The organism is Phycisphaeraceae bacterium (genome assembly GCA_019454185.1).
Lineage (GTDB): Bacteria > Planctomycetota > Phycisphaerae > Phycisphaerales > UBA1924 > JAHBWV01.
This window is the reverse complement of the sequence record CP075368.1, coordinates 2,865,778-2,878,137: the sequence shown is the minus strand read 5'-3', so window position 1 is coordinate 2,878,137 and position 12,360 is coordinate 2,865,778. Positions and strand designations below refer to the sequence as shown.

Annotated in this window: 14 protein-coding genes; 7 read left to right on the top strand and 7 right to left on the bottom strand. The window is 65.4% G+C overall.

Going from position 1 to position 12,360, the window contains the following annotated elements; all coding sequences use genetic code 11:
* Positions 1–26: 26 nt before the first annotated feature.
* The 7 genes from KF838_12270 to KF838_12240 all read right to left on the bottom strand — a co-directional run bounded on the left by KF838_12270 (position 27) and on the right by KF838_12240 (position 3,577).
* A complete protein-coding gene (locus tag KF838_12270) occupies positions 27–365 on the bottom strand; it encodes a hypothetical protein (protein QYK47554.1) in 339 nt (112 codons plus the stop codon).
* A 34-nt stretch (positions 366–399) separates the two neighbouring features.
* Positions 400–717, bottom strand: coding sequence for a hypothetical protein (locus tag KF838_12265; protein QYK47553.1), 318 nt, complete (start codon positions 715–717; stop codon positions 400–402).
* A 149-nt stretch (positions 718–866) separates the two neighbouring features.
* A complete protein-coding gene (locus tag KF838_12260) occupies positions 867–1,109 on the bottom strand; it encodes a hypothetical protein (GenBank protein QYK47552.1) in 243 nt (80 codons plus the stop codon).
* A 61-nt stretch (positions 1,110–1,170) separates the two neighbouring features.
* Positions 1,171–1,317, bottom strand: a complete 147-nt coding sequence (locus KF838_12255) for a hypothetical protein (GenBank protein ID QYK47551.1) — start codon at positions 1,315–1,317, stop codon at positions 1,171–1,173.
* 63 nt (positions 1,318–1,380) lie between these two features.
* Positions 1,381–2,016: a hypothetical protein gene (locus KF838_12250; protein QYK47550.1), complete on the bottom strand. Its 636-nt coding sequence runs from the start codon at positions 2,014–2,016 to the stop codon at positions 1,381–1,383.
* A 61-nt stretch (positions 2,017–2,077) separates the two neighbouring features.
* Positions 2,078–2,671, bottom strand: coding sequence for an HYExAFE family protein (locus tag KF838_12245; GenBank protein QYK47549.1), 594 nt, complete (start codon positions 2,669–2,671; stop codon positions 2,078–2,080).
* 78 nt (positions 2,672–2,749) lie between these two features.
* A complete protein-coding gene (locus KF838_12240; protein ID QYK47548.1) occupies positions 2,750–3,577 on the bottom strand; it encodes a PEP-CTERM sorting domain-containing protein in 828 nt (275 codons plus the stop codon).
* Between the two features lie 334 nt (positions 3,578–3,911).
* On the opposite strand from KF838_12240, the gene KF838_12235 reads away from it, so the two are divergent.
* The 7 genes from KF838_12235 to KF838_12205 all read left to right on the top strand — a co-directional run bounded on the left by KF838_12235 (position 3,912) and on the right by KF838_12205 (position 12,334).
* Positions 3,912–5,648 carry a (2Fe-2S)-binding protein gene (locus KF838_12235; protein QYK47547.1) on the top strand — a complete coding sequence of 579 codons (1,737 nt, stop codon included), beginning with the start codon at positions 3,912–3,914 and terminating at the stop codon, positions 5,646–5,648.
* A 343-nt stretch (positions 5,649–5,991) separates the two neighbouring features.
* Positions 5,992–6,711, top strand: a complete 720-nt coding sequence (locus KF838_12230; GenBank protein ID QYK47546.1) for a hypothetical protein — start codon at positions 5,992–5,994, stop codon at positions 6,709–6,711.
* A gap of 9 nt (positions 6,712–6,720) precedes the next feature.
* Positions 6,721–7,575: a hypothetical protein gene (locus KF838_12225; protein QYK47545.1), complete on the top strand. Its 855-nt coding sequence runs from the start codon at positions 6,721–6,723 to the stop codon at positions 7,573–7,575.
* 292 nt (positions 7,576–7,867) lie between these two features.
* Positions 7,868–9,382: a phage portal protein gene (locus tag KF838_12220; protein QYK47544.1), complete on the top strand. Its 1,515-nt coding sequence runs from the start codon at positions 7,868–7,870 to the stop codon at positions 9,380–9,382.
* A gap of 215 nt (positions 9,383–9,597) precedes the next feature.
* The gene (locus tag KF838_12215; protein QYK47543.1) at positions 9,598–10,164 is read left to right on the top strand and encodes a hypothetical protein; all 567 of its coding nucleotides are present in this window, start codon (positions 9,598–9,600) and stop codon (positions 10,162–10,164) included.
* A gap of 151 nt (positions 10,165–10,315) precedes the next feature.
* Positions 10,316–11,482 carry a DUF5309 family protein gene (locus KF838_12210; protein ID QYK47542.1) on the top strand — a complete coding sequence of 389 codons (1,167 nt, stop codon included), beginning with the start codon at positions 10,316–10,318 and terminating at the stop codon, positions 11,480–11,482.
* A 201-nt stretch (positions 11,483–11,683) separates the two neighbouring features.
* Entirely contained in the window at positions 11,684–12,334 is a 651-nt protein-coding gene (locus KF838_12205) for a hypothetical protein (protein QYK47541.1), read from the top strand.
* Positions 12,335–12,360 lie beyond the last annotated feature (26 nt).

Here is a 12,360-nt window from a genome sequence, read left to right as displayed (position 1 = left end):
TGGTATCAGGGGAGGGGGCGTGTGGCTCAGCCGGGTGAGGAGGCGCGGGCTCTTGCGAAGAGTTCGCGCAGACTCTCAGACGCGAAGAGTTCGAGCCCCTTCGCTGTCAGGCGGTAGACCATGATGCGCTCGGTGCGATTGTCGAGCACGAGGAGGGCGTCCTCCGAGCCGGAATCGGCGGTGAGCGCGACCATGTCGCCCTGGATGGTGGTGACCATCTCGGCGGAGGCGGGAGAGCCAGCAAGCCCGATGAGGCGCAGGCCGCAGCAGAAGGCCAGCGCGATCGCCGTGAGCACCAAGAGTGTCGAGGCGCGTTCCGTGGATCGGGAGGGGTGGGCATCAGAGGCGGGCGGGATGGTGTTCATGGCGTCGGTCCTTCGGGCGTGGCGTGGTGCGTGTTCACCGTCCGGGGAGGAGGGCCGAGTCGCGTGAGAAACTGCGGTAGCCGAGCCCTTCGAGCGCGCTCTTGCCGTCGTTCCAGCGGAGCGCAACGGCTTCCTGGTTGACGCTGTCGATGACGTAGATCGCGCTGCCGCTGCCTGTGCGGGGCTTGCCGGCGAGCATGGTGTATGTGCCGCGGGCGCGCGAGGCGGGAGCGCCCGAGAGCGAGGGTTGTGCGGCAACCGGCTCGGGAATCACGAACAACGCGGCGAGGACGAGCCCGAGCGCGGCATTGAGCGCGACGAGGCGGAGGAGACGACGTGAGGAGGGAGACATGGGAACTCCAAGGAAGGCGCGGAGAGACGGAGAGACGAAGTCACGGAGGCACTCAGTCGGTGAAGTGTGACGACGACAGGGGCGCGTGCTCCGGTATTCACATTCTCTGGCTGTGTCACTGAGAGACTTCGCGACTGCGTGACTTCTGCTCAGTCCTGATGGCCGCGCTTGCTGGGGATGCAGTTGGCACCGACGGCCGCAGCGACGAGCAAGGCCAGGAGGAGATACGTGCGGATGGTCGGCGGATCGTCCTGCTTGGCGGGGGAGGGGGGTCGGACGGTGGTCAGGTCGATCCCCGTGTCGCGTCGCGGCTGGGCCTCGGCGAGGGGTGCGCTAAGGGCGATGGTGCATGCCGCGAGGAGGATGGTGAGCACTCGGCGTGTCTGTCGCATAGTGGTTGGATTGTACGTCCGAAGCCGGACTTGCGTTCCATGAAAGGGGGTGGGATGAGTCTCAAGCCCCGATCGGCTCCATGGCGGCGAGGGGTGCGGGGTCGGACCGTCCGGACACCCCGGCGGCGTGCAGGAAGGGGTGGGAGATGGCCTCGAAGTCTCGTGCCGCGAGATCGACCGTGCCCCACTTGGGGCTGCGCGGACGCATGCGCGAGGCGTACTCGTCGGCCCCGACGCAGCGGAGGATGTTCTCAGTCGCTCAGGTTCGCTATCAAGCCCGTCTGCGACGATGCATCACAGCACTTGCCAAGATCACTACACATGTTGCGGGGGCAGGAATGGGTCGCATGCCGGTCACTTCGATAATCAGATCGGCGTGGTCGCCACCGTCACCGTGCCAGTCCTCCCATCCCATGATGAACGTTCCCGGCACCGGCGTTGGAAATGTCCAGACATAGTCCTGTCCCGGCCCACCGCCGTAGCTGGGCTCCGTAGGGCCATTCAGATACGGTTCGGTCACACGGATAAATGAGAAGATCGACGTATTCATGTAGAAGCCAAAGGTCGTGTTCGCGACGAGACCACTCAGATCGATTGAGGGACCTGGCGCGTATCCAAGCATTGGCCGAGCCGGAAAGAGCTGAACGCGATTACTCGCAACACCGGGATCGAGATAAAGCCCGAATCCGTTGCGTTCTGCTGTGAAAGAACCAATGAACGAGTATCGTGGCTCATCTCCGGCCTTCCAGAGGTAATCGTTTGAAATGCGAATCGCCAGAAGATCGCTGCCCGAAAGCGCCGTGCCATAGCGAGCGTTGTAGGAGCTTCTGAACTCCTCAGAGATCGGGGACAAAGCCGCAGCAGATTGCGCAGCAACACATCCAACAACTATGAACCTAAGCATCATGTCTCTCCCTAATTGAAGTGGATCCTATGAACCCTGAGATTAGGGTCGGCACTGTGTCGTGTCAAGCCCCGATCGGCTCCATGGCGGCGAGGGGTGCGGGGTCGGACCGTCCGGACACCCCGGCGGCATGCAGGAAGGGGTGGGAGATGGCCTCGAAGTCTCGTGCCGAGAGATCGACCGTGCCCCACTTGGGGCTGCGCGGACGCATGCGCGAGGCGTACTCGTCGGCCCCGACGCAGCGGAGGGCGTAGAAGCGTCCCTTGTGGCTGAAGGTCTCGTGGAAGAGGGCATCGGGGGGGTGCTCGTCGCACCAGTAGACAAAGAGGAGGGATGCCCGGAAGCCGCTCCCGAAGAGGGTCGTCCAGGTGCGGAGCGAATCGACATCGTCGCGGGTGGCCCAGCACTCCAGCCGCGGGCGAGCGCGCGCGGAGCCGGCACGCGCGATGCGTCGCCCCTTCACCTCGATCAAGAGGTTCTCCGACGCGCCGTAGACAACGAAATCAAACGCCTTGAGCGCGGGGCCTTCGGCGATGCGGAGGGGCGTGATCTGCGGGAGGATCGCGCGGCGGGCCTCATCCACTGAGATGTACGGGATGCGATGCTCCCGTAGGTAGTATTCGAGCGCGACCTCGTAGTGGTGGCGACGCTGGGCCATGTGGCGGACATCTTACATGGAATGAAGAAGGCCCGGCACAGGGCCGGGCCTTCGTGGAGACATGGAAGAGCGGTGCGATCAGCGGCGGCGACGGCCGGCGACCAGGCCGCCGAGGCCGACGAGGGCCAGCGTCGCGGGGGACGGGATGGCCAGGCCGACGGAGCCGGAGGAGTTGGCGACGGAGACGAGCATGTTGAACTGCCCGTTGTTCTTGTTGAAGTAGCCGAACTCCCACGCGCCGGAGACGACGTTCTCGATCGCGGCGTAGAGCGTGCCGGTGTTCGGGTCGATCGCGAGGTCGTTGTTGTCGAAGTCGAAGCTGTTGACGCCGACGAGCGTCGCCGAGCCGCCGATCGACCAGTTCCACAGCTTGTCCGCACCGGGGTCGGTGAGGTAGAACGAGTCGGAGGAGGCGTCGTAGGCGAGGCCGCCCGCGGCGACGGCGGCGATCGCGATGCCGGTGTCATAGGTGTTAGTCACGTTGAAGGAGGTGTCGAACTCGACGACCTCAAGGTTGGAGCCGGTGCCGCCGACGTTGCGGATGCCGTAGATCTTGCCGTTGCCGACGGTGAGGTCGGAGACGGGGCGGCTGTTGATGGTGGCGATCTGCACCAGGTTGGGAACGCCGGAGAACGCGTTGTCCACGCGGTAGACGGCCTGCGAGGTGCCGCCGGAGGTGAAGTCATCGACACCGATGACCGAGCCGAACCCGGCGTTGGCGTGGGCGAAGCCGCCGCTGGACCAGAGGGTTTCGAGGCCGCGGATCGAGTCCGACAGGCTGTGCGTCGCGCTCAGGGAGCTGGAATTGCCCTGATATCCGACGTCGAACGCGGTGCCAAAGAAGTCGACCGCGCAGGCGGAACCCGCGAGTGCGGCGACGGACAGAACGCTGATGAACTTCTTCATGCTCGACCTCCAAGAACGGAGCCGTGTACCGGCCAAGAGAGAGACGCGCCGGACCCTCCAGAGCGCGCCGATACTGTGATATACCCCACGAAGTCCCAAAAGGCCACGTCTTTCGGTGGGTTATCCGTCAATCCTCTCGGACCCGCAACAATCGCATCGCACGGATTCCTAACACAATACGGACATTGATGCCCCGTGGCCAGTCTTCGTCACGTGGGACTGTACGAGCGAGGCGGAGCGGACGATGCACTCGCGCCGGGCTTTGGTGAGGTGAATCTGAACAGCGCGCAAGGGACCGACGGAGCGCGCACGCTTTCCTACACTCTCGACCCATATGGCTCCAACCTCACCCAAGATCACCATCAACGGCGTCGTCCGCGAGTTCAAGCCGGGTCAGATGATCCTTCAGGTCGCCAACGAGGGCGGCGTGGACATCCCCCAGTATTGCTACCACGACGGGCTGTCGATCGTCGCCTCGTGCCGCATCTGTCTCGCCGAGGTGTGGGCTCCGAATCCTCGCAACAACAACGCCCTTGAGCCGCTGATGGGCGGGAAGCTGATGCCGACCTGCCAGACGCCCTGCTCCGACGGGATGGTCGTCTACACCGATTCGCCCAAGTCCGTCGCCAACCAGAAGGCGGTGATGGAGTACCTGCTGATCAACCACCCCTTGGACTGCCCGGTCTGCGACCAGGCGGGGGAGTGCACGCTGCAGGATTTCTCGTATGAGTATGGGCGGGGCGTGTCGCGCTTCGAGGAGCAGAAGGTCAAGCAGCCCAAGAAGGACCTCGGCCCGCACGTCTATCTCTACTCGGATCGCTGCATCATGTGCACGCGCTGCGTGCGCTTCACGCGCGAGGTCTCGGGGACGTCGGAGCTGCTGGTCACGGGGCGAGGCAACAAGGAAGAGATCGATGTCTTCCCCGGCATCGCGCTCGACAACGAGCTGTCGGCGAACGTGGTGGATCTCTGCCCGGTCGGCGCGCTGCTGGACAAGGACTTCCTGTTCGCGCAGCGTGTGTGGTTCCTGAAGAGCACGCCGAGCATCGACGGGATCACCGCGAGCGGCGACAACATCTTCATTGAGCACAACGAGGGGAAGGTCTATCGGATCAAGCCCCGCACCAACCCCGCCGTCAACAAGTGGTGGATCACGGACGAGGTCCGCTACGGCTGGAAGCACGTGCAGTCCGACGCCCGGCTCCGCTCACCCATGCGGCGCATGCACGGCGTGCTGACCGAGAGCGACTACAGCCGCGCGTACGACGACGCGATCGCAGGCATGGAGGGCGCCGTCCGCTCCGGCAAGCGCCTCCTCGTCATGGTCAGCCCCATGCTCTCTTGCGAGGAGGCGTACCTGCTGGGCACGCTGGCGCGGTCGATCGATCCGCAGGCCGCACTGGCCGTCGGCCCGGTGCCGATGAAGGGTGAGGACAAGACATTCCCGGCGGGCGACGCAAACGGCTTCAGGGTGTACGCCGAGAAGGCGCCCAACGCGCGGGGTGTGCGGCGTGTGCTGGAAGCGATCGCTGGCGGGGGAAGCAGCGGCGGCGTGCTGACATACGAGGAAGCCCTGCGGGCGCTCGGCCACGGCAGCGGAGCTTCCGATGTCGGCGCGGTGCTGCTCACAGGCAACTATCCGAGCGCGTGGGGGACGGATGACCTCATCAACTCGCTGGGCGGCAAGTTCGTCACGCTCATCGACACGCTCGGTTCGTCGCTCGTCGAGGCGTCGAACGTGGTTCTCCCCGGCGCGACGTGGATGGAGAAGTCCGGGTGCTTCGAGAACGCACGCCACATGCTCCAGCACTTCGACCAGGCGATCCCCGTGATCGAGATTGCCAAGAGCGAGGGGCAGATCGCGCTGGACCTGGCGGCTCATCTCCGGCACGATGGCAAGGGCGTATCGGGTCGGGGCGCGGCGCACGCGTCGGCGCGGCTGTTCAACGCCGCGGAGACTCGGCGCGCGATGGCCGACGCACACGGTGCGCTCTCGGTGTTCCTCACGGATGTCGCAGTGCCGGCGACGGGCTCGCTGGCGGAGGCGGACATGCAGGTGGTGGAGCTGTAAGGCGGGTTGAACGCGAAGCTCGCGAAGGCGCGAAGAGAAGAGAACGCAGAGGCCGCCGAGGATTCGCGGAGGACGCGGAGAAAAGGCGGCCGCACGGGATTGCGGCGGATAGTCGGCTCGCATCCTGTATGATGTCTTTGTGTCCCGCCCCGCGCACACACCCACGCTCCCATGCTCGCGATGCGGCTATGACCTCGTCGGCATCGATCAACACTTGCCCTGCCCCGAATGCTCGATCCCGAACGCAGGCATCCGCGCACAGCGCGTGCTTGCCGTCGCAGAACCCCGAAGACTCCGCGCGCTCGCGGTATCCATTCAGTCTCTCGGCTGGAGCTATATTGCCGTGGCGGTCCTCGGCTTCTGCTTGCTCCAGATCAACACGGCGATACTGGGAGTCACAGGACCGTGGCAGAACATGAAGTTCGGACTGGCATATGTCGGCACAGCGCTCGCATTGACCGCCTCGTTCCTGGCCTTTGTCGTGTCCGCTTTCCTCTTCGCCAGACGATTGCACCATCCCATCGACGGAAGGCCGCGGCTGGCATGGTGCATCATCATCGCCGTCGCGTTCGCGGCCATCGGCGTTCCTGTCCAGTTCTTGCTCGGCGGCTGGCGAGGAGGCGGACTATGGCCACAACTCAATGTCTACTCGTGGTCCATCTATGCCGGTCATGTGCTTCTCATTCTCTCGCTCCACACGGTCTTGTTGCTCGTCGCAACGGGCATCGCATCATGTGCGCGAGACGTACTGCGAGAACGATTGACGTGCGCGATCGCGTGTCTCTTCGCTTTCAAGTGCCTCGGCGTGGTGCTTTCTCTCGCTGCCGATGCTGTTGACACGACCTTCCATAACGGCACTGGCGGATCACTTGCGACGTGGGCGTATTCGATGGAAGTGCCAGCCGCGTGGGTTGCCTGGGCATGGCCGTGGTTTGATCAGCTTTGCATGCTGTTGCTCGGACTCGCCGCCCTGCTGCTCGCACGAACGCTCGCAGGGCGGTTCAGAAATGCCCTCGCAATCGCGGACACAACGCAGATGCCACACGTTCATCCTGAGACGTAGAACACACGAATGTCACGCCCCGCACACACACCCATGCTCCCCTGCTCGCGCTGCGGCTACGACCTCGCGGGTTTAGACACAGGCACACGCTGCCCCGAGTGCGATCTCGATGCCGCGAAAGCGCGCCAGCTGATGCCGCTGGCCGCGCTCTCGCCCCGCGCCCTCAAGCTCGTCGCATGGTGCGTGGCCTTGATCGGAGCCGCGTGGGTGTTCACGGGTCTCTGGTACATCAACTTCGCCGTCGAGGGTCACACGACTCGCCTCTCGTGGTGGACTGTGAACACGTTCGATTTCATTCGAACGTGGCTTCCGGGACTCGTCGCCGCGCTCGCGGCATCTGTCGCATGGCAGATCCGAAACGTGCCTTTCGTCTCTGGACACGTCATCACTCGCATCCTCTGGTGCGCGCTCGCCCTGTACGCCGCGAGCGTCATGATCGAGTGGTACATCAACGGGAGGCCGTGGCCCCGTCTCTTCGGCGCATACCGCCACAACGGCCTCTACATCCATCTCGCGCTGATCGCTCTTCCGCCTCTCTGCACGCTGGCGATCGCTCTCTATCTCCGCGCGATTGCCCTGGAAGGCCGACACCGCCGATGGGGCTGGCTCTCAATGATCGGGGCCGTACTCCTTGTATGCGGCGGGCTACGAGTTTGCGTTGGATACATCATCGAACTGAAGTATGCGCGAGCCGCTCTCTACACCCCGGCCATGCTCGATTGGGCAGACATGCTCCTCTCGTGGGCATCCGCCCCGGCGATGCTTCTGCTTGGCATTCCGGTTCTCGTATTCGCCAATCACATCTTCCGACGCATCCTGCCGGTCTCCACGCGGCTCCACCGAACGACCCCGCCCGCGCCGTAACTCTCCTCCTGACACCTGTCTGTCAGTCCCCCTCCTTGCGCGCCCAAACACCCCCACTCCTGAGTCGGGGCGTGTGCGCTTTCCGCACATTTTTCTGAGTCGTGATCGCAGGCACTTGCGCGAATCGCTCGCGGCGGGTCGGGGCGTGTGCGCGCCCGGTGCGCGACGCGGGCCGGGGTGGGTGAGGGCGAGCGGGCTCGTGAGCGGGGCCTGTGAGACTCGGGGCCTCCGCCCGCTCCCCTCTTTCGAGCCATCCACTCGTGTGTGACACACGACCAGATCGGAGCACCCCATGCCAGCATCGATCCAGAAGCGCACGAGAGCACGCGGCGTCGAGCCGCCGACCGGTTCGCCTTCGCGCGATGAGCACGCCTCGCATCACGGGCTTGATCCCGCGTTCATCGCGCATGTGATCGACGAGCACAGACGCACGACGGTGGTGCGGCTTGAGCGGCTCTGGGCCTATTACCGCAACGCGCTCGCGGCTCGCGCCGAGCCATCGCAGACCGTCGCGAACGCCGTCACGCGGGCCGGACGCTGGTACACACTCGCGCAGGAGGTCGGTCTGCCCCAGCGGATCGTCGGAACGCCGGGGCAGCTCAGCGACGATCGGGCCAGAGCCCGGCGCGAAGCAGTGATCGAGAACGACATCGCGTGGCGCATCCACCTGATGGTCGACTTCATGGCCGGGCGGCCCGTGACGATCGCGAGCACCGCGCCGGACGATGCGATGCGCACGCGTGTCGAGCGCGTGCTGAACGCGATCTGGGAGGCCTCCGGCGGCATCACGCTCATCCAGGACATGGCCCTCCTCGGCCACGTCTACGGCCATGTCGATCTCATGCTGCGGATCGACGAGGGCGCGATCCGCGAGGTCGGCAGCAGCGTGAGCAGGATCGACGAGAGTGTCTCCCTCGACCGCATCGCCCGCGCGATCCGCATCGAGCTCATCGAGCCCACGCGGGGCATCCCCATCACATCGCCCACGGACTATCGCGTGCTCGATGCGTATCTCATACATGTTGAGCATGAGGACAACGCCGTGGACTGCCGCGGGATGCTGTCGTCGTTGACTTCGCGTTCGCGTCCCGCCTCCCACGTGGCCTCACGCCGGCGCGTCACGACGCTGGAGACCATGACGCCCGGGCGGCGCATCGTCGAGCAGGACGGTCGCGTCGTGCTGGATGAGCGCTCGTTGCTTCTGCCCGATGTCGTGCCCGTGGTCCACGTGCAGAACACGTCGCAGCCGTTCCGTTACACCGGCGTGTCGGAGGTTGAGCCGCTGATCCCGCTGCAGGACGAGCTGAACACGCGCCTGTCGGATCGGGCGTGCCGCGTGACGATGCAGTCGTTCAACATGTACCTGGCCAAGGGGATCGAGGGGTTCGATCGCGTGCCGGTCGGTCCGGGGCAGGTCTGGTCCACCGACAACCCGGACGCGGAGGTCACGGCGTTCGGCGGCGACGCGTCGAGCCCGTCGGAGGATGCGCACATCGAGCAGATCCGCGAGGCGATGGACAAGACCTCCGCCGTGCCGCCACTGGCCGGGGGCGTGGTGCGGGCGCGGATCGGCAACTTGTCGAGCGCGAACGCGCTGCGCATCACGCTGATGTCGCTGCTGGCGAAGACCGCACGCAAGCGGCTCGCCTATGGGCGCGGCATCGCGGAGTTGAACACGCTGATCCTGCGTGCGCTCGACAGCGCGGGCGTGCTGCGCACGAGCGAGAGCGGCCGCGTGACAGAGGTCCGCTGGCAGGATCCGCTCGGGGAGATTGCGGGCGAGAGTGACCGAGAGACGGAGTCATGAAGTCACGAAGTCACGAAGTCACGAAGTCACGAAGTCACGAAGTCATGAAGTCACGAAGTCATGAAGTCATGAAGTCATGAAGTCACGAAGTCATGAAGTCATGAAGTCATGAAGTCACTGAGTTTCAGCACATAGCACCCTTGATTCTGGCTGTTCATCTGTTCATTCCGTCTGCCGTGTGGCCCTTTGCCATCTGGCCATTTGAAAGGACTCCCATGTCACCCGATCCGATTCCCGATCCCAACCCCATCGAGCCGCCCGCGCCGCGGCGTGCGCCTCATCTTGAAGAGATCAACTGGAAGAAGCGAGCCCTGGATGCCGAGGCCGCGCTCGAAGCGGCGAGGGCCGAGCTTGAGGCCGTGTCGGAGCGGTGCGCCACGCACGAGCGGAACATCGAGAGCATCGCCAAGGCCCAGGCGGAGTCCGAAGCGCAGGCGGCCCGGGAGCGCGGCATCGCCGATGCGCTCGCGCCGCACCACCCGATCGATGCCGCGCTGTGCGCCATCCTCGTCGAGCGCGAACTCGAACAAGAGCCACGCGAAGGAGAGCCGGCGCAGGGCGATCTCGGCGAACGGATCGCGGGCGCGGTCGAGCGGCTCACAACCGATCGCCCGTACCTCTTCCGCGCCAACGTTCGGTCGGCCTCTCACGCGGGCGCGACGATGGCCCGCCTCTCCGGCACGCCGACCCGAGACCCGATCGACGATGCGCTCGAAGAGGCACGCTCGAGCGGCAGCCGCTCGCAACTGCTCCGCTACCTGCGCCTGCGGCGCGGAGCGTGAAGAAGAGTGACGAAGGCGAGAAGTCACGAAGTCACGAAGGCACGAAGGCACGAAGGCACGAAGGCACGATGTTCTAATTCTCGCTGTGTAGTGCTCTTTCCTGTTTCCCATATGGCTCTTAGCCATCTGGCCATTTCTCAAAGGAGTCCCCATGCCATTTACCGGAAAGTCCACGTTCGCAGCCGGCGCGACGCTGCCGGAACTCGCGGAAGATGTCGCCGATATCGTTTCGATCGTCAGCCCGTTCGAGACGCCGCTGCTCGATCATCTCGGCGATGCCAAGCGATCGTCTGAGAGCACGATCCACGAGTGGATCGAGGACGCGCTCCTTCCCAACACGGACCAGATCAACCAGACGACGTTCACGCCGAGCGCAACCACGGCGACATCGATCACGGTGGACAACGGCGTTCGCTTCCAGCCGGGCGATCTCGTCCGCCCGGGCAACTCGACGGAGGTGATGCTGGTGACGGCGGTCGCGTCGAACACGCTCACGGTCGTGCGCGGCTACGGAGCCACCACGCCCCACGCGCTTGCGAACGACATGCTGCTCACGATTCTCGGCAACGCCGCGCTCGAAGGCGCGGACGCGAACGCCGCACGCTTCACGAGCCGCATCAGACGGCGCAACTACACGCAGATCTTCACCTCAACCGTCGAGGTCTCCGGCTCGATGCAGGCGGCCCGCGCCCACGGCGTGGCCGACGAGATGGACTTCCAGAAGCAGGAGCGGACGCGCGAGCTGCTGCGCGACCTTGAGAATTGCGTGATCAACGGCGTCGCGCCGGCAAGCGACCCGCAGGGCTCGACGACCGTGCGTCGGTCCATGAACGGTCTGCTCCGGATCATCCAGTCCAATCGCTTTGTGCCCGGTGTCGCCGGTTTCCCGGCGGGGGGCGGCGTCGGCGATGTGCTTAACGAGGAGGTGCTGAACGCCGCGCTCCGGCGCGTGTGGGAGCAATCCTCGGCACGGATCGACACCATCGTTGTCGGAGGGGCGCAGAAGAGGCGCATCAACGCCTTCGCGAGCGCGGCCCGCTCGTACCTGCCCGAGGAGACCCGCTTCCGCGACATGGTGAGCGTGTACGAGTCGGACTATGGCGTCTGCCGCGTGATCCTCTCGCGCTGGGTGCCCCAGGACTACGTGCTGATGCTGGATTCCTCGCGTGTGGAGGTTCTTCCGCTGAGCGGGCGTTCGTTCCACTTCAAGCCGCTCGCGGCGCGCGGAGATGCGCACGCCGGGCAGGTGATCGGCGAGTACACGCTGGAGTGCCGCAACGAGAACGCGCACGCCATCATCGCCGGACTCGCGGCCTGAGTCCCGGGGTGGCTCGGCTCTCCGAGCCGAGACGACACCGCTCAGGAGAGCGGTGCCACCAAGAGCCATCGCGGGGTGGGAGCCCCGTGCCACACGCCGCGGCCGGCAGACGGGCCGGTCGCGGCGCTTCACGCGAACCCGCGGATCGCCATCCGTGGGTTATCCAGCCAGCCGAGTCCAGAGACTCTCAGAGGAGCGCGCATGCTCACCACCGACGCCGACATCGCCCGCATCGAGACCCAAGCGTTCATCGAGGCGCAGCACGCCGGGCAGCGTCTCTCACGGGGCAGCGCGTCGATCAGCGGCTCGACGCTCACCGCGCTCGGGGTCGACGTTCCGTTCGATGCCGCGGGCATCGCGCCCGGGCACGTCTGCGTGGTTGACGGGCAGACCTACGAAGTCGTGGAGCGGACGGGCCCTTCGACGCTCGTGATCTCTCGCATCAGGCGCGGGGCACAGGACGCCCCGCAGCCGCCCTCGCCGGTGACGAACCGCCCGCTGCACATCGTCTCGTTCGTGCCACAGCGGGGGATCGCCCACGCCCAGGTGATGCGCTCGATCGGGATCGAGCCGGATCTGCCGCCCGACGCCCGCGCGGGGCTCCCGGGTGTCGAGAGCATCCTGAATCCCGGCTCGCTCGCGCGCCTGGAAGCGCTCGCTGCGCTGCGTCTGATCTGGCTGAGCGCGTCTCTGAACGCAGGGACAGATGCGGGCGTCTCGATGCGCGCCGATCGATACCGCGAGATGTACGAGCAGGAGCGCGTGGGCATCGGCGCGTTCCTTGATCTTGATGGTGATGGAATGCCCGATGCGATCCGGCGACCGGGCGTGATGCAGTTGGTACGCGGCTGAATGGGCAGTGGGCAATGGGAGTGAAT

Coding starts and splice junctions, on each gene's coding strand:
- KF838_12270 (QYK47554.1), bottom strand. CDS start 365: ATGAACACCATCCCGCCCGCCTCTGATGCCCACCCCTCCCGATCCACG.
- KF838_12265 (QYK47553.1), bottom strand. CDS start 717: ATGTCTCCCTCCTCACGTCGTCTCCTCCGCCTCGTCGCGCTCAATGCC.
- KF838_12260 (QYK47552.1), bottom strand. CDS start 1,109: ATGCGACAGACACGCCGAGTGCTCACCATCCTCCTCGCGGCATGCACC.
- KF838_12255 (QYK47551.1), bottom strand. CDS start 1,317: ATGCGTCCGCGCAGCCCCAAGTGGGGCACGGTCGATCTCGCGGCACGA.
- KF838_12250 (QYK47550.1), bottom strand. CDS start 2,016: ATGATGCTTAGGTTCATAGTTGTTGGATGTGTTGCTGCGCAATCTGCT.
- KF838_12245 (QYK47549.1), bottom strand. CDS start 2,671: ATGGCCCAGCGTCGCCACCACTACGAGGTCGCGCTCGAATACTACCTA.
- KF838_12240 (QYK47548.1), bottom strand. CDS start 3,577: ATGAAGAAGTTCATCAGCGTTCTGTCCGTCGCCGCACTCGCGGGTTCC.
- KF838_12235 (QYK47547.1), top strand. CDS start 3,912: ATGGCTCCAACCTCACCCAAGATCACCATCAACGGCGTCGTCCGCGAG.
- KF838_12225 (QYK47545.1), top strand. CDS start 6,721: ATGTCACGCCCCGCACACACACCCATGCTCCCCTGCTCGCGCTGCGGC.
- KF838_12220 (QYK47544.1), top strand. CDS start 7,868: ATGCCAGCATCGATCCAGAAGCGCACGAGAGCACGCGGCGTCGAGCCG.
- KF838_12215 (QYK47543.1), top strand. CDS start 9,598: ATGTCACCCGATCCGATTCCCGATCCCAACCCCATCGAGCCGCCCGCG.
- KF838_12210 (QYK47542.1), top strand. CDS start 10,316: ATGCCATTTACCGGAAAGTCCACGTTCGCAGCCGGCGCGACGCTGCCG.
- KF838_12205 (QYK47541.1), top strand. CDS start 11,684: ATGCTCACCACCGACGCCGACATCGCCCGCATCGAGACCCAAGCGTTC.